This window comes from Halorussus salinus, assembly GCF_004765815.2.
Taxonomy (GTDB): domain Archaea; phylum Halobacteriota; class Halobacteria; order Halobacteriales; family Haladaptataceae; genus Halorussus; species Halorussus salinus.
The window spans coordinates 863615-878276 of the sequence record NZ_ML974127.1; the positions used below are offsets into that span (position 1 = coordinate 863615).

Sequence of the window (14662 nt, forward strand, 5' to 3'; positions counted from 1 at the left end):
TTAGTTAGGTTTTTGACGTATTGTTAATACTCTGTCTATCTCGCCGACTAGTGTCAATAGGACAGATACAGTTTGTGCCGTAGTAGTAATCAAAAAATTTAATTTTGTAGTAATCTAACTAAAGATTGCGATGCAAAACCTCCAGACGCGACGTTCGATCCTCCGAAAAGGTGCGAAAGCAACTGTAGCCGCAGTTGGTGCCGCTGGTCTCACCGGCAACGCTGCGGCGGCCGGTGACTACGGTATCAGTATCACCCACGAGTCCGGTAGCGGAAGCGGCTATTACGAGGTCCGAGTCCCTCTCGGCGGCGACAGTGAAGTGAATGGGAGTAGCAACATCGAGAGTGACGACACCGTGACCATCGACGACGCGAGCAACGAGGCCGTCATCACGGGAAGCGTCAGCAGTACTGATACTGGTGACTACTGGTCGACCAAGAACACCGGCGAGCCCTACGTCGAAGACTCGTCGAACTGCTCGATCACCATCGCCTAACGAAGTAGACATCACGCGGGGAGAATCGGTCGCTCTCCCCACCCCGGAATCGAATCGGTACCAAGTCTCTCTCGAAGACCTTTTTTAGCTCCACGCGAGGACGACGGCAGTCGTAACTTGTCTTCTATCGACAGCCGTTGTTGGCTCGGATGCAGCCGTCACTGCCGCGCCGAGGAGCGGCCGCAAGCGGCCATTAAATATGTGTTCGACTCCCGAAATAGCAGGCGAGTCGAAGCCGCTCAGACCAGACTCTTCCCGTCGAACTCGCCCGCGTCGTACTCCATCTCCATCAGGTCGAGGATGGTCGGCGCGATGTCGTAGAGGTCCACGTCCCGAATCGTCGCGTCGGGGTCGTCCACGAACAGCGAGGCGTTGTCGAAGCTGTGCATCCCGTTGCGGGGGCCGTGCCCGAACACGTCGTCGTGGCCCTTGAACCCGGCCTTGAGGTCGAAGCCGTGGTTCGGGATGGCCACGAGGTCGGGCGCGATGTCCTCGTGGTCGCCGTGGAAGACCTCCTCTTTCTCGACCACGCGGTCACAGACCTTCCGCCCGTTGGGGCCTTCGAGGTTTTCGAGGGCTTCCTTGAGTTGGTCGCGCTTGGCCTCGTACTCGCTCTCGGGGACGCTCCCGCGGGGTTCGCGCCCTTCGAGGTTGATGTAGAATCGGCCGGGGATGAGCGAGTAGGCTTCCGCGTCCTCGCTGATGTCGTTCAGGTCCTCGTGGTCGTCGTCCTCGAAGGAGAGCCAGCCCTCGTCGGCGAGCCACTGGTTGAAGTGGACCTCGTAGTCCAGCGAGGTGAACCCGTGGTCCGAGGCGACCATCATGGTCACGTCGTCCGGGAGGTTCTGGCGAATCTCGCCGAGGTAGCGGTCCACCTTCCGGTAGAAGTCGAGGAACTCGTCTTTGTACTCCATGTCCTCCTCGTAGTGCTTGTAGAGGAAGTGGTTCACCCGGTCGGTCGTCATGAAGACGCCGAAGAAGAGGTCCCAGTCGTCCTGCTTGATGTAGTGTTTGAACGCCTCGTAGCGCGCGTCGAGCGTCTTGTGGGCGTCCTCGATGAAGTCGGACTTGTCCTCGTCGTGTCCGAGCTTCGGGTTCGCGTCGAGTTTGTAGTCGGTGGACTGGAGGTAGTCGCGCAGTTCGTCGGGATAGGCGGCCTTGTCGATGCCGGGCGAGAGGAAGCCCGAGACCATCCGCTGGACGTTGCGCTGGGGCGGGAAGGTGACGGGGACGTTCATCACCGTGGCGTCCCGGCCAGCGTCGTGAACCCGGTCCCAGATGCGGGTCGCCTGCACGTCCCGACCCATCGGGACGTAGGTGTCGTAGGAGCCGACCTCGCGGTCTTGGAAGCCGTAGACGCCCGTCTTGCCGGGGTTGACGCCGGTCGTGAGGGAAGGCCAGCAGGCCGAGGACTCGGGGGGCACGATGCTGTCGATCTCGCCCGACGACCCCTCGTCGGCGAGGGCCGCCAGATGCTCGAACTCGTCGAAGTGGTCTTCGAGGAAACTGTACGGAACGCCGTCGATACCGAAGAACGCCACGCGGGGCTTGTCGTCGCCACGAAGCTTGTCGAAGAGACCCATGTACCCCGATAGAACGAGGAGACACATGAAAATTCTTTTCGTAGGCACCGCCTTCGACGTGAAAGATGATGAAGGATTCGGGTCAGGAACTCTCGAACGCCTCGAACAGCGCCTTCCGGGTGCTGGCGTCGATGAGCATGTCCAGCGTCTCCTCGTGGTCGTCGTCCACCTGCGCGAACAGGCCGAGGGGAACCCGCGCGGTCGCGGCGTCGGTGTTCCCACCGGTCGTCTCGCTGGTGCCGAACGCCGAGTCGAGGATGTCGAAGGCGTTGGTCCGCACGTCCTCCGCGCGACAGGAGACGACGATGGTCTCCTCGTGGATGCCGAAGACGGCGGCCGTCGAGACGCCTTCGAGTCGGAGCATCGTGTCGGCGGCCTCCTCGAGCGCCGAGACGGAGGGGACCGTCCCGACGTTGGTCACCGCGAAACTCGCCCGGCGCTCGCGGTTGGCGATGGCGTCGCTGATAACGTCGAAGGTGTCGCCGCTCATGCCCGGCGACCGGAGGTCCTCGATGCGGCCGAGGTCGGCGTAGGCGTGGAGGAACCCGGCGGCCTCGTAGTCGTGCTGGCCGTTCGCGCGCCGGAACTCGCGGGTCCCGGCTCGGACGCCGTGGAGCAGGGCAGTGGCGACCCGCTGGTCTGGCACGACCGTCTCGGCCTCCAACAGCCGCGTGACCGTGGTCGCGGTCGCACCGTCGTCGGTCGGGGTCACGGTGACGATGTTCTCCTCGGCGGTCGGGCGGTGGCGGACCACCGCGACGACCGGCGGGTTGTTCGAGAGTCGCGGGACGCCACCGCCGCCGCCGACCGCGATGGCGGCGTCCGTCTCGGTTAGTTCGTCGGCCTTGTCGCCGATGACCGACAGTTCGAGGTCGAAGATGTTACAGAACGTCTTGCTGTCCTCGCCGGTGACTGGTCCCTCGGCGAACAGGTGGGCGGTGACGCCCCACTCCGTGCAGAGCGTCTGGAGACCCATCGCGGCCGCGAGCGCGTCGATACTCGGGCCTTCCGGAACCACGAGCGCGACGCGGTTCTGGCCCGCGACCGTCTGCTTCAGCGTATCGACCGGTTCCGCGTCGTCCTCGCGCCGCCAGCCGGTGACCGACTGGGCGGCGTAGAACACTGCGCCGCCAGAGACGAGGAGCGTCGCGGCTACTGCGACCATCTCTACGCCACCGAGAGCGGACCCGAGAGCCATCGACTGTGGTTGTTCAGCCCACACTCAAATAACTTCGGGCAGGTATCTCGTAGCTGAGACTGTCAGAAACCGGAAACGGCCGAAAAAGGAGTGACCGGGCAGTCAGGCGAAGTGTTCCTCGTAGAGGTCCATCGCGTGTTCGATGGCGTCTTTCGCCGACTCCTTGTCCTCCCAGCCGAGGGTCTCGGTCTCTTTGCCTGCTTCGAGATTCTTGTAGGTCTCGAAGAACTCCGAGATTTCGTCTTTCTGCTGGTCGGTGAGGTCGTCAACGTCTTGGACGTTGTCGTAGCGCGGGTCCTCGGAGGGGACGGCGATGACCTTGTCGTCCTGCTCGCCGTCGTCGTCCATCTTCATCAGTGCGACCGGACGGGCCTCGATGACGCAACCGGGGAACGTCTGGTCTTCCACGAGGACCAGCACGTCGAAGGGGTCCTCGTCGTCGTAGTAGGATTGGGGGATGAAGCCGTAGTCGCTCGGGTAGTGGACGTTGCTGTGGAGGACGCGGTCGAGGACGACGCCGGGGATGTCCTTGTCGTACTCGTACTTGTTTCGCTCGCCTTTGAGACACTCCACGACCGCGTAGATCTCCTCGGGCGGGTTCGGTCCGGTCTCCAAGTCTTCCCAGAGATTAGCCATGTTGCAGTCCGGAAATCCGTCCGAAGTCCGGAAAATCCTTTCGGCATCGGGCCACCGGAATCCCCGGAAAGAAGAGGAAAATTCTGTGACAACTACCGGCAATTTTCGGAGGCTACTTCAATTTACGTAACAACTGGTGGTACAACTGCTGGATACGTCGTGGAAACTCCGACCAAGTGAGGAAGGATTAAATACCATCGTGACAAATCGCAGGGTGTCAGAGTCTATGTCAGAGGCACAGACACTCACAGAGACGAGTACAGCACGCAACCTTACCGCCTTCCAGAAGAATATCCTGACCATCCTCTCCGAGGAGCCGATGTACGGACTCGCTATCAAGCGCGAGTTGGAAGACTACTACGGTGAGGAAGTCAACCACGGCCGCCTATACCCCAACCTCGACACGCTGGTCGAGAAGGGCTACGTGGAGAAGAGCGAACTCGACAAGCGGACCAACCAGTACGAGCTGACCGACGAGGGCCTCGCGGTCGTCGTCGACCTGCTCGAGTGGACGCTCTCGAAGTTCGTCACCGACGACGAGCGCGGCGACCAGATTCGGGACCTCGTCGCGGACAACGAGTAGCGACCCCGTCCCCCGAGGGACTACTCGTCGGCGACCTCGAAGACGAGGTCGATGGATTTCTCGACCGACGCGCGCTGTTTTTCGCTCGGCCACGCGTTCCGCGGGAAGTACTCCGAGACGAACTCCTCGACCTCTCCGGCAGTCGCCGACTCGACCGGCCGCGCGTAGTGGTTGCCCATGAAATCGGCGAACGCCGCGGCGTTGTCGCCGTGAACGTCGCCGTGGGCCTCCCGGACGCGCGCGGCGACCTCGCGGTTGTGTTGCTCGACGGACTCCCACTCGTCGGGGTCGCCCGGCCCGGACAGCGCCACCTCGACCGCACGGCCGGTGTCTTCGATGCGCTCTGTCCGAATCACGCCGTCTTCGACCCACTCGTCGGGGTGCAGAACGAGCGTCGCGCCGGTGTCCTCGTCGCGGACGCGCGCCCGAAACTCGTGGTCGTCGAGGAGTTCGCTTCGCTCCTCGCGGTAGGCCTCGGCCTCGGCGTCGTCCACCGCGTCGCGCGCGAGATGCGTCAAGCGTTCGGCGCGCTCGATAGTCTCTCGGGGCAGTTCGTCCGCGGCCGATTCGTCGTCTGCGGTCGATTCGCCGCCCGCGGCCGGTTCGCCGTCGTTCTCGGTGTCGTCAGAAGGGTGAGTCTCAGGCATCGTCGAGGGCCTCGTTGGCCAGTTTGTCGGCGCGCTCGTTTATCTCTCTCGGGACGTGGCTCAACTCCCAGTCGTCGAACGCGGTCAGTAGTTCCCTGACCGTCACGCGTCGCTCGCGCAACTCGGGGTCGTTGGTGTTCCACGCGCCCGTGACCTGCTTGACTATGAGTTCCGAGTCGCCTTTCACCTCGACGGTGTCGAAGCCGTAGTCGCGGGCCGCTTCGAGGACCGCAATTAGCGCCTCGTACTCGGCTTGGTTGTTCGTCGCGCGGCCGATTGTCTCGCTCCCCTCGGCGACGATGCCGTCGCTGGTGACGACGACCCATCCCACGGACGCGGGTCCCGGATTCCCCCTGCTCGCGCCGTCGAAGTAGAGGTAGGCGTGGCCGCCCTCCTCGCGCAGAATCGCTTCGATGTCCTGCGGATTCGCGCCCTGCACGACGACCTTCCCCTCGTAGGCGACCGCGTTGGCGTCGCCGTGCGCCGCGCGCCACTCCTCGTGGTCGGAGTTGCCCGCCGACATCTTCACACCTGCTTCGACCAGTTTCTCGCGAGCGGCGTCCACGTCGCACTCGATGACGGGCATGCTCGTTGGTCCACGATTCCCGCATAAACGCTTTCCGATGGCGATTCGTCGGGTCGGTCTCATCCATCGGCCGGATTCGGAACGAAGGGCGCGCGTGACCGATTCTGACCCCTGAGAAACGAGCCATTACCGGGCGAGGATTTAAGTGTATCGACACTACTACTATAAAAGTGCGATGACACGGTCCACTCGCCAGCGGGAGCGCCAAGCCGAGGCGGAGCAAACGGAGGACGAGTCAGAGGGTGTACGGGAATGTCCCGAATGTAGCTCTGATAACCTCGTGAAGAGTTCCGACAGGGCGGAACTCGTGTGTGACGACTGCGGCCTCGTCGTCGAGGAGGAGCAGATCGACCCCGGTCCTGAGTGGCGCGCGTTCAACCATCAGGAACGCCAAGAGAAATCGCGCGTCGGTGCCCCGACCACCCAGACGATGCACGACAAGGGCCTGACGACGACTATCGACTGGAAGGACAAGGACGCCTACGGCCGGTCGATCTCCTCGAAGAAACGTAGCCAGATGCACCGCCTGCGCAAGTGGCAGGAGCGCATCCGCACGAAGGACGCGGGTGAGCGCAACCTACAGTTCGCACTCTCGGAAATCGACCGCATGGCCTCGGCGCTCGGCGTCCCGCGGTCGGTCCGGGAGGTGGCGAGCGTGATCTATCGACGCGCGCTGAAGGAGGACCTCATCCGGGGGCGTTCCATCGAGGGCGTCGCCACCTCCGCGCTCTACGCCGCCTGTCGAAAGGAGGGCATCCCGCGAAGCCTCGAAGAAATCTCGGAAGTATCGCGCGTCGAACGAAAGGAGATCGGTCGAACCTACCGCTACATCTCCCAAGAACTCGGCTTGGAGATGAAACCGGTGGACCCGAAGAAGTACGTCCCGCGGTTCTGTTCTGAACTCGAACTCAGCGAGGAGGTCCAGACCAAGGCCAACGAAATCATCGAGACGACGGCCGAGGAGGGCCTCCTCTCGGGTAAGTCGCCCACGGGCTACGCCGCCGCGGCCATCTACGCCGCCTCGCTGCTCTGCAACGAGAAGAAGACCCAGCGCGAAGTGGCCGACGTGGCACAGGTGACTGAAGTCACCATCCGCAACCGGTATCAGGAACAGATCGAGGCGATGGGTATCCACAGCTAACGTCTCGGCGTTTGACCGACTCCTCGTGGTTTCGGCGACTGGTGGTGTGCGCTACCAACCGCCTCGACGTTTTCTTCGATAATATTTCTGAATGGTAACAGTAGCTGTAGAGTGTTTAGGAGTGGTTGTAGTCTTAGAAGTGGTTGTAGTCTTAGAAGTGGTTGTAGTCGGGTTAGTTGAAGAAGCGAGCTACGGTCGAAATCGAGCAGAACCGCGACCGTACCCCGCGACCGCGCGGCCCCGCGACCGCACGGCACCGCAACCGCACTACAGACCGCGCCCCGAACCTCCCCGCGTGCGTCCGCGCTCGCGCAGAACTGCGCAAGCGCGAACGCGGCGCATCCTGTCGGACGGTCCACCGGGCGCCCGCTCCCCGGAGATTAAAATACGGGAACGTGACCAACTCCGGCCATGACCTGAGAGTCGCCGCGGGGCGGCCGAGCGAAATCGGCGGTGCGACCGCTCCGCGCCGGACAGCACCACCTGTAAGCCACAGCGCCAGACGACGGTCTGCCGTCGAGCGAGTAAGGTTCAAAGCGTTCGGGTTCCAAGGAGCGACGAATGCGTCTCGACGAGTACATCGAGGGACTCGCCCCGGACGAGGCCGACCGCAAGCGCCGACTCGCCGAGGAGAAGTCCTACGAGATTCTCGACTACGTGGAACAGGTCGAGGACCGCTTCTCCGAGGTGACGCAGGGCGACTCGCTGTTCGGAAGTACCTCGCCCTCGGTGTTCGTCGGCCGGTCGAACTACCCCAACGTCTCGACCGGCATCCTCTCGCCGGTCGGCGAGGAGGAACGCGCGGCCGACTTCGCCACGAGTAGCCAATGGTACGAGCAGGGTCTCGACATCGACAACGTCCTCCAGTATCGGACCGGCCTGCTGAACTCCAACCACGCCGCGGACGTGAACCAAGTGGACGACGTGTGGGACGGGTTCGTCGGCACCCAACGCGAGGTCGCCATCGCCGACCGACCGGTAGACGTGGAGATCGGTCTCTCGAACTCGCTGGAACTGGACTTGGACGTGGACGACGTGACCACGCCGACCGGCCCCTCGGCGCGCGCCACGTCCGCCGACCTCGCGGAGAACCCCCACGTCCCGCGACCGGTGAAGAAGACGCTCGAAGACGACGACTGGCAGGCGCAGGGCGCGATGACGTACCTCTACTGCAGGGGCTTCGATGTCTACGACATCAACGACATCCTCTCGGCGGGCGCGCTCGGCCGCGGCCAGAACCGGCGACTCGTCCCGACACGGTGGTCCATCACCGCGGTCGACGACACCATCGGCCAGTATCTCCGAGGTCAGATTCGGGACCGGCAGAGCATCGACCGGACGCAGGTCTGGGTCAACGAGTACATGGGTAACCGCTACTGGGCGATTCTGACGCCCGGCCAGTGGGAGTACGAACTCGTGGAGATGAAGACGCCCGGCAGCATCTGGAACCAAGACCCGACCGGCGAGACGTGGATGGGGAGCGCCCACGAGGGGTACGAGGGCCGAACCGGCTACGTGGAGGAAACCGCCGGGGCGTACTACGCCTCCCGGCTCGCGGTCCTCGAACATCTCGAATCCATCGGGCGACAGGCCAAGTGTCTCGTCCTCCGGGAAGTCTCGGACGACTACTGGGCACCGGTCGGCGTCTGGCAGATTCGCGAGAGCGTCCGCAACGCCTTCGAGGGCGAGTTCGGCGAGGCCGAGACGTTCCACGGCGCGGTCCGAGAAATCGCGCCCCAGCTTCCGGTCTCGCTCGCGGCCCTCCGGCGCAAGTCCCACATGCTCTCGGGGTTGCAGGCGAACCTCGCTGACTTCTCCTGACCCGCGAGCGAAGATTTATGCCGTCGGTCGAACAACTCTTCGGCCATGTTGCCCCTCCAAGTCGGCTTTCCCGGCGGGATGGAGATTATCGTCATCTTCATCATCGCGATTTTGCTGTTCGGCGTCCCGATACTCCTCGTCGCGGGAGGACTCTATCTCTATCGCCAGTCACAATCGGACCGACCTGCGACCGAGGAGATAGCGTCGCTCCGGCACGAGGTCGAACGACTCCGCGAGGAGATAGACCAGTTGGACGACGACAAGAAGTAGGCCGGACGCCCACTCGTAGTTAGGCGGTGTCGAGATTCGCCCACGCTTCGTCTACGAACTCGCCGGTGTCGGAGACGATATCCTCCCACTCGTCGTCGTCGGGAGCCATCCCGGCGAGTCGCGCGACCTTCATGATGCTGACGTGGTAGACGGTCTGGCGACCGGGGTCTTCCTGCCAGACCACGACGTTACACGGGAACAGCGCGCCGATTCGGTTGTCGCTGGCGTCGAGCGCCCGGTCGGCCATGTTCGGGTTGCACGCGCCCAGCACGTAGTAGTGGTCGCGGTCCGCACCGATTTTCTCGTTCAACATGTCGGAGGCCGAGAACTCGGTGGCGACGCCGAATCCGGCGTCCGTGAACGCCTCGCGGACGTGTTCGACCGCCTCGTCGTGGTCCATTTCGAGCGTCGCGCGCTTCTCGCCGATGTCCTCGCCGTCGAGTGCCGTGGGGTCGATTGGAAGAGTCATGCAAGACTCTCTTGGTCGCCGAGCGTGAAAAGTGCGACCATCGCGGCTATCGACGATCGAGAGACGAGCGCGTCGGGACGCCGAGTCAGAGCGGAATCGGGAGCCACCGGAGCCACCGAACGACGCGCTCGGGAGCTAACAGCGGCGGATGGAGGACGAGCCAGTCCAGCAGGCCCAGCCCGAGGCCGTGGGCGACGACCGACGGGAGGATGGAGTTGCTCTTGTAATCGACCGCGCCGAACAGCACGTCGGTCGGTCCCGACAGCGCGAGTTCGATGGGCGGCTTGTAGAGGTGGTGAAACGCGTACACCACCGGACTGATGAAGACGCTCTTGAAGCCAATCTCCCGCACGCCGACACAGAGCAGGCCCCGGTAGTACGTCTCGGCGGCCAGCGCGACGAGAAACTGCATCGCCGCGTGGGGGAGGAACTGCGCGAGCGCGGGACTCGTCTCCCACATCGGGTAGTAGGCCCGAATCGTCGGGAGCGACGACCCGACGACGTAGAACGGGAGGACGAACAGCGAGAGCAGGACAGTGTTGCGAATCACGGTGCGGTCCACGCGATACCCGAGGTGACGGCCGTGTCGGACCGCCAGCCCGAGCGGGGCGAGAATGTAGACGACGGTGTCCCGGACGAGTCGCTCGTGCAGTCCGCCCACGTCCCAACTCATCCAGACGACGGTCAGCACTGCACCGGCCGCCAGCGCGCGCTGGACCCAACTCAGCCGGGCGACGCCCCGGCGGACCGACCGAGCGACCGACACGCTACTCGCTCGCGGTCGGGACCGGGCCCGTCCCGGTCTCGGCGCGGATTACTTCGAGGAACTCTTGGCGGCTCTGGAAGTAGGTCTCGTCTACGGCGTCGAGCAGTTCCGACAGCTCGCGCGGGCCGTCGGGCGTCCGGACGGTCGCGCCCTCCTCTTTCCGGAGGATTTCGCTCTTCTGGACCGGCCAGTGGAGTCGAGAAGCGACGCGGACGAGCGGCGCACCCTCGACGGGTTCACCCTCGCCGAGTTCGACGGCGGGCTCTGAGTCTTCCTCGTTGTCGTCAGCCATACGCCGAGATTCGAATCCCTCGGGATTAGAGTTTTCGGAACGACCTTTCGTGCTTTCGCGTGGCTCGCGGCGACGGTCGATATCACCGGGCGGAATAGCGCGCTACTCGCGGATGTCGACGTACCCGTCGCTGTAGACGGTAACTTCGTAGTCGAGAAGAGTGAATACGACGTGACCACTGCCGCGGGGCATCCCGTTGTGGCGGTCACTGAAGAGGTTGTCGAGCGCGTCGGGGTCTATCTGGTCGTACAGCGGCGTCCCGAGTTCGGCGGGTTCGCGGTCGGCGGCCTCCGCGACGGCGTCGATGACCGCGGCGCTCAAGGGTTGGTCGCGGTCGTAGGTCGCGCGTTCGGTTATTTCGTGGGCGTCGTTAGGGTTCTCGATAGCGTTCTCACTCATATGTGGTAGTCCTCCGTTCGGCAGACGCTACTCCACTTTGCTGCTGCATCACATAAAAAATCTCCGCAACAAATTTGAAAAAGTTGTTTCGGTGTCAATACTACTCGGTCGCTCTCAGGGTCGCTCGGCCGAAATCGTACGGATTGCTCCCGCCAGTACGTCGATACCGACCGGGAGCGACGCCTCGTCCACGTCGAAGGTCGCGGTGTGGTGGCCGCCGGGGTGGTCGGTGCCGACGCCGACGTAGGCCGCCTTCCCGCCGTTCTGCTGGACGGCCCGCATCAGGTAGGTCGCGTCCTCGCTCCCGCCCAACTCGTCGCGGTGGACCACGTTCTCGACGCCGGAGGTCTCGCCCGCTACGTCGCCGACGATGGAGACCAACTCCTCGTCGCTCTCGGCGCTCGGGGCCTCGCCGTTGGTCGTGATATCGACCTCGCAACCGTGCATCTCGGCCGCGGACTCGATGACGCGCTCGGCGCGCTCTTTCGTGTAATCTTTGAGTTCGGTCGTCTCGCCCCGGACCTCGCCCTCCACGAAGGCCTCCTCGGGGATAATGTTAGTCGCGGTCCCGCCGCCGACCTTGCCCGCGTTGACTCTGGTCGCGCCCTCGTCGTGGCGTGGGATGGCGTAGAGGTTCTGGACCGCGGCCGCCATCGCCTGCACGGCGTTCTCGCCCTCGTTTGGCTCCCCGCCAGCGTGGGCCGGTTCCCCGGAAAACTCGGCGCGGAAGTGGCTCACCGCGAGGAACCCGTCGAGGCCCGCGACGACTTCCCCGGTCGGGTGGTCGAGACCGATGTGGGCCGCCAGCAGGTAATCAACGTCTTCGAGATGGTCGCTCTCGGCCATCGACTTACCGCCCGCTATCATCTCCTCGCCGGGTTGGAAGAAGACCTTGAGCGTCCCCTCGAAATCGCTGTCCTCGACAGCCTCGATGACGCCCAAGCCGATGGTCGCGTGGGCGTCGTGGCCGCAGGCGTGCATCGCGCCCTCGTGTTCCGACCGGAAGCCCTCCGCGGCGGGTTCGTGGTCGTCGTCCTCGGACTCGGCGCGCAGGAGGCCGTCGATGTCCACGCGGAGGCCGACGGTCGGTGCCTCCTCGGGGTTCTCGCCCTGCTCGATTACTGCTACCGCACCCGTGTAGCCGCCCTCCAGTTGCCGGAGGACCTCCTCGTCCGCGCCCGCCTCGCGGGCCTGCTCGTACCACTCGGCCAGTTCCTCGTCGTCCGGGACGGCCATGCGGGCTTCCTCGGCGATGGCGTCCGGGCCGACGTGAAGTTCGTCCACGCCGATACGTTCAAGTTCTTCGACGATTCTGGCGGTCGTGTAAAACTCGCGCCACGCGGGTTCGGGGTGGCGGTGGAGGTCGCGTCGAATCTCGACCAGTCGGTCGCGCTCGGCCTGTTGGCTCATGTGGGTTCGGAGGGGTCCGGGCGGCTTAAGTGCTGGAGGCCCGGCAAGCCGTGACGGGAATCGTCCCGCGGTAGCCGCCCGCTTCGCCCGAAAATCGACCGAAGGCTGACAGAAACCGACTGTCGAAGGGGGTGGCTTCTTGTACCCGGCATGAATAGACCCCCGAGAGAGTATGGCTGACAGGGAAGACGACTCACCAGAAGAGACAGTCGCAGAGGAACTGGCAGACGCCAGACAGGCCCGGACCGGGCCGCGAATCGAGTTCTACGGCGGCCCCGCGGCCAGCGCCATCCCCATCGCGCTGTTCATCGCGTGGGCCATCTTCCAGAGCGGACTCCTCCGAATCGGCGACACGCAGGGCCTCGTCGCCGGGATGTTGGTCTCGCTCATCGTGGGCATGTTCTTCGCTAAGGGAGACTGGAAGACGTACGCAAACACCATCTTCGAAGGGATGACCCAACGAGTCGCCGCGACGGCCATCGTCGCGTGGCTCTGGGCGGGCATGTTCGCCGACACGATTCAGGCGGGCGAGTTCGTCAGCGGCCTCGTCTGGGCGGCGGACGTACTGTCGGTCGGGGCGGCGCTGTTCCCGGCTATCACGTTCGTCCTCGCGGCCCTGCTGGCGACCGGCATCGGCACGGGCTACGGGACGGTCATCGCGTTCACCGGCCTGTTCTTCCCGGCGGGCGTGCTGGTCGGCGCGAACCCGACCCTGCTGTTCGGCGCGATTCTCTCGGGTGCGGTGTTCGGCGACAACCTCGCGCCGGTCTCGGACACGACCATCGTGAGCGCGGTTACGCAGGACGCCGACATCGGCGGCGTCGTCGCCTCGCGGTTCAAGTACGCCATCGTCGCGGCGGTGCTGGCGTTCGTCGCCTACCTCGTCGGCGGGTCGGTGATGCCCGGCGCGGACGTGGCGAGGAGCGCCGACATCCTCGGCGGCCAGACCGAGGCGCTCGGTCTCGTCCACCTCGCGTCCATCGGCGTCGTCATCGCCACGGCCGTGAGCGGTCGGCACATCGTGGAAGCGATTTCGTGGGGTCTCATCGTCGCGTTCGTCGCGAACGTCGTCTTCGACCTCGCGTCGGTCTCGGAGATGTTGCTGTTCACCGCACCGGACAGCACTGCGCTGGCCGAATCGCTGGCGTTCCTGCCGTTCGTCGCCGTCGCTCCGGCGGGGTCGGACGCCGTCGGCGTCTCGGGGACCATCTACTCGGGCGCGGTCGGGTTCTTCCCACTCATCGTCCTGACCCTGCTCATCGTGGCGGGAGCGCGCATCATGATTCAGGGCGGCGGGTTCGAGGCCATCCAGAACTGGTTGCTCACCAACATCGCGACCAACGTCCGGCGCGCCGAGACCACGATGGTCCTCGGTACCGCGTCGGTCAACGCGATGATAACCATCAACACCGCCGCCGAAATCGCCATCGCGCCGTACATCGCTCGCATCGGCGAACGGTTCAACGTCAACGGCTACCGGCGCGCGAACATTCTGGACGCCAACACCTCCGCACTCGGCTACATCTTCCCGTGGGCGGGCGGCGTCCTCGTGGGCTTCACCGAGATGCAGGGACTCGTCGGCGCGAACGGCTTCGACTGGTTCACCCAGTCGCTGGTGGTCAACCCCGCGGAAGTCTGGCCGTTCGTGTTCCACGGCTGGTTCCTGTTCGGCGTGTTCATTATCTCCGCCCTGACCGGGTTCGGCCTCGAATACACGAGTGACCGCGAGTCCGAGGAGGTGGCTCGCGTATGAGCCTCCGCGAGAAGTACTTCGCTGGCTTGGGCTTCCGGACGAACAAACCCAGCTTCGAACCGGGCGAGGAGATTTCGGTGTTCGTGACCTGCTACCACGGAACCACGCCGGTCGCACGGGTCGGCGACAGCGTCCTCCGCATCGAGGGCGCGCCCGACGACGCGCTCGACACCCGCGTCAGACTCCGGGTCGAGGAGTTCGACGACAACGACCACGACGGCACGGCGACGTATCTGGAGACCGTCGGCGAGTCGTCGTTCTGAGCCTCCTCGGTCGCTCGGCTTCGAGGCCAGAGTTTTCGTTTTTTGGAGACACGAAGTAGTACTCGCGCAATCTATACCGGGCAGTCTCCACATTCTCCTCGGCGCGTGCGGAGCGACCGCTCGTGGGTCGCTCCGAGCGCGCGAGGGATGACCGAACGAGTTCCCGGAGGGGACGAGTGACGGAATCGGTTGGGGAGGCGTGAGGCCTGCAGTTGCGGTGCCGTGCGGGACGGTTGCGGTGTAGTGCAGTTCGCGGTCGCGATACGATGCACTCGCGCCCGAAGCCGACGCCTCGTCGTCACTTCGTCAGAGGGAGAACGCACTACAGAAAGCGCGTCCGCAGAACTCC

17 protein-coding genes are annotated in these 14662 nt (G+C 64.3%); 7 read left to right on the plus strand and 10 right to left on the minus strand.

Annotation, left to right across the window (positions count from 1 at the left end; genetic code table 11):
• The first annotated feature begins 130 nt into the window (after positions 1-130).
• On the plus strand, positions 131-496 hold the full coding sequence (locus tag EPL00_RS04400; RefSeq protein ID WP_135851641.1) for a hypothetical protein: 366 nt from the start codon (positions 131-133) through the stop codon (positions 494-496).
• Between the two features lie 239 nt (positions 497-735).
• On the opposite strand, the gene EPL00_RS04405 is transcribed toward EPL00_RS04400, so the two are convergent.
• From EPL00_RS04405 to EPL00_RS04415, 3 genes are all read right to left on the minus strand, one after another.
• Positions 736-2079: an alkaline phosphatase family protein gene (locus EPL00_RS04405; protein ID WP_135851640.1), complete on the minus strand. Its 1344-nt coding sequence runs from the start codon at positions 2077-2079 to the stop codon at positions 736-738.
• A gap of 82 nt (positions 2080-2161) precedes the next feature.
• Positions 2162-3277: a DHH family phosphoesterase gene (locus EPL00_RS04410; protein WP_135851639.1), complete on the minus strand. Its 1116-nt coding sequence runs from the start codon at positions 3275-3277 to the stop codon at positions 2162-2164.
• Positions 3278-3379: 102 nt separating this feature from the next.
• Positions 3380-3913, minus strand: coding sequence for an inorganic diphosphatase (locus tag EPL00_RS04415; RefSeq protein WP_135851638.1), 534 nt, complete (start codon positions 3911-3913; stop codon positions 3380-3382).
• Between the two features lie 226 nt (positions 3914-4139).
• On the opposite strand from EPL00_RS04415, the gene EPL00_RS04420 reads away from it, so the two are divergent.
• Entirely contained in the window at positions 4140-4496 is a 357-nt protein-coding gene (locus EPL00_RS04420; RefSeq protein WP_135851637.1) for a PadR family transcriptional regulator, read from the plus strand.
• A 20-nt stretch (positions 4497-4516) separates the two neighbouring features.
• On the opposite strand, the gene EPL00_RS04425 is transcribed toward EPL00_RS04420, so the two are convergent.
• Positions 4517-5143, minus strand: a complete 627-nt coding sequence (locus EPL00_RS04425) for a DUF7108 family protein (RefSeq protein ID WP_238398116.1) — start codon at positions 5141-5143, stop codon at positions 4517-4519.
• Entirely contained in the window at positions 5136-5729 is a 594-nt protein-coding gene (gene rnhA / locus EPL00_RS04430; RefSeq protein WP_135851636.1) for a ribonuclease HI, read from the minus strand. The genes EPL00_RS04425 and rnhA overlap by 8 nt, the downstream gene beginning before the upstream one ends.
• Positions 5730-5904: 175 nt before the next feature.
• Between rnhA and EPL00_RS04435 the strand changes: the two genes are divergently transcribed.
• The 3 genes from EPL00_RS04435 (at position 5905) to EPL00_RS04445 (ending at position 8961) form a co-directional block, all read left to right on the plus strand.
• Positions 5905-6870, plus strand: a complete 966-nt coding sequence (locus EPL00_RS04435) for a transcription initiation factor IIB (protein WP_135851635.1) — start codon at positions 5905-5907, stop codon at positions 6868-6870.
• 561 nt (positions 6871-7431) lie between these two features.
• Positions 7432-8691: a DNA repair protein NreA gene (nreA, locus tag EPL00_RS04440; protein ID WP_135851634.1), complete on the plus strand. Its 1260-nt coding sequence runs from the start codon at positions 7432-7434 to the stop codon at positions 8689-8691.
• Positions 8692-8736: 45 nt separating this feature from the next.
• Complete coding sequence (locus EPL00_RS04445) at positions 8737-8961, plus strand: hypothetical protein (RefSeq protein WP_135851633.1); 225 nt, start codon at positions 8737-8739, stop codon at positions 8959-8961.
• Between the two features lie 19 nt (positions 8962-8980).
• On the opposite strand, the gene EPL00_RS04450 is transcribed toward EPL00_RS04445, so the two are convergent.
• From EPL00_RS04450 to EPL00_RS04470, 5 genes are all read right to left on the minus strand, one after another.
• Positions 8981-9430, minus strand: coding sequence for a DUF302 domain-containing protein (locus EPL00_RS04450; protein WP_135851632.1), 450 nt, complete (start codon positions 9428-9430; stop codon positions 8981-8983).
• A gap of 85 nt (positions 9431-9515) precedes the next feature.
• Positions 9516-10103: a CPBP family intramembrane glutamic endopeptidase gene (locus EPL00_RS04455; protein WP_135852468.1), complete on the minus strand. Its 588-nt coding sequence runs from the start codon at positions 10101-10103 to the stop codon at positions 9516-9518.
• 94 nt (positions 10104-10197) lie between these two features.
• On the minus strand, positions 10198-10488 hold the full coding sequence (locus tag EPL00_RS04460; protein WP_135851631.1) for a DUF5789 family protein: 291 nt from the start codon (positions 10486-10488) through the stop codon (positions 10198-10200).
• A gap of 102 nt (positions 10489-10590) precedes the next feature.
• Positions 10591-10887 (minus strand): HalOD1 output domain-containing protein, encoded by a 297-nt coding sequence (locus EPL00_RS04465; RefSeq protein ID WP_135851630.1) that lies wholly within the window; start codon positions 10885-10887, stop codon positions 10591-10593.
• Between the two features lie 114 nt (positions 10888-11001).
• The gene (locus tag EPL00_RS04470; RefSeq protein ID WP_135851629.1) at positions 11002-12297 is read right to left on the minus strand and encodes an amidohydrolase; all 1296 of its coding nucleotides are present in this window, start codon (positions 12295-12297) and stop codon (positions 11002-11004) included.
• A 172-nt stretch (positions 12298-12469) separates the two neighbouring features.
• On the opposite strand from EPL00_RS04470, the gene EPL00_RS04475 reads away from it, so the two are divergent.
• Positions 12470-14050 (plus strand): Na+/H+ antiporter NhaC family protein, encoded by a 1581-nt coding sequence (locus EPL00_RS04475; protein WP_135851628.1) that lies wholly within the window; start codon positions 12470-12472, stop codon positions 14048-14050.
• A complete protein-coding gene (locus EPL00_RS04480; RefSeq protein ID WP_135851627.1) occupies positions 14047-14313 on the plus strand; it encodes a DUF7513 family protein in 267 nt (88 codons plus the stop codon). The genes EPL00_RS04475 and EPL00_RS04480 overlap by 4 nt, the downstream gene beginning before the upstream one ends.
• The last annotated feature ends 349 nt before the right edge of the window (positions 14314-14662 follow it).

Excerpts from the sequence above, each read along its gene's own strand:
- EPL00_RS04455 (WP_135852468.1), bottom strand. The coding sequence starts at position 10,103 with ATGAGTTGGGACGTGGGCGGACTGCACGAGCGACTCGTCCGGGACACC.
- EPL00_RS04480 (WP_135851627.1), top strand. The coding sequence starts at position 14,047 with ATGAGCCTCCGCGAGAAGTACTTCGCTGGCTTGGGCTTCCGGACGAAC.
- EPL00_RS04450 (WP_135851632.1), bottom strand. The coding sequence starts at position 9,430 with ATGACTCTTCCAATCGACCCCACGGCACTCGACGGCGAGGACATCGGC.
- EPL00_RS04470 (WP_135851629.1), bottom strand. The coding sequence starts at position 12,297 with ATGAGCCAACAGGCCGAGCGCGACCGACTGGTCGAGATTCGACGCGAC.
- EPL00_RS04410 (WP_135851639.1), bottom strand. The coding sequence starts at position 3,277 with ATGGCTCTCGGGTCCGCTCTCGGTGGCGTAGAGATGGTCGCAGTAGCC.
- EPL00_RS04475 (WP_135851628.1), top strand. The coding sequence starts at position 12,470 with ATGGCTGACAGGGAAGACGACTCACCAGAAGAGACAGTCGCAGAGGAA.
- EPL00_RS04415 (WP_135851638.1), bottom strand. The coding sequence starts at position 3,913 with ATGGCTAATCTCTGGGAAGACTTGGAGACCGGACCGAACCCGCCCGAG.
- EPL00_RS04435 (WP_135851635.1), top strand. The coding sequence starts at position 5,905 with ATGACACGGTCCACTCGCCAGCGGGAGCGCCAAGCCGAGGCGGAGCAA.
- EPL00_RS04405 (WP_135851640.1), bottom strand. The coding sequence starts at position 2,079 with ATGGGTCTCTTCGACAAGCTTCGTGGCGACGACAAGCCCCGCGTGGCG.
- EPL00_RS04425 (WP_238398116.1), bottom strand. The coding sequence starts at position 5,143 with ATGCCTGAGACTCACCCTTCTGACGACACCGAGAACGACGGCGAACCG.
- EPL00_RS04445 (WP_135851633.1), top strand. The coding sequence starts at position 8,737 with ATGTTGCCCCTCCAAGTCGGCTTTCCCGGCGGGATGGAGATTATCGTC.
- EPL00_RS04465 (WP_135851630.1), bottom strand. The coding sequence starts at position 10,887 with ATGAGTGAGAACGCTATCGAGAACCCTAACGACGCCCACGAAATAACC.
- EPL00_RS04420 (WP_135851637.1), top strand. The coding sequence starts at position 4,140 with ATGTCAGAGGCACAGACACTCACAGAGACGAGTACAGCACGCAACCTT.
- rnhA (WP_135851636.1), bottom strand. The coding sequence starts at position 5,729 with ATGCCCGTCATCGAGTGCGACGTGGACGCCGCTCGCGAGAAACTGGTC.
- nreA (WP_135851634.1), top strand. The coding sequence starts at position 7,432 with ATGCGTCTCGACGAGTACATCGAGGGACTCGCCCCGGACGAGGCCGAC.
- EPL00_RS04460 (WP_135851631.1), bottom strand. The coding sequence starts at position 10,488 with ATGGCTGACGACAACGAGGAAGACTCAGAGCCCGCCGTCGAACTCGGC.
- EPL00_RS04400 (WP_135851641.1), top strand. The coding sequence starts at position 131 with ATGCAAAACCTCCAGACGCGACGTTCGATCCTCCGAAAAGGTGCGAAA.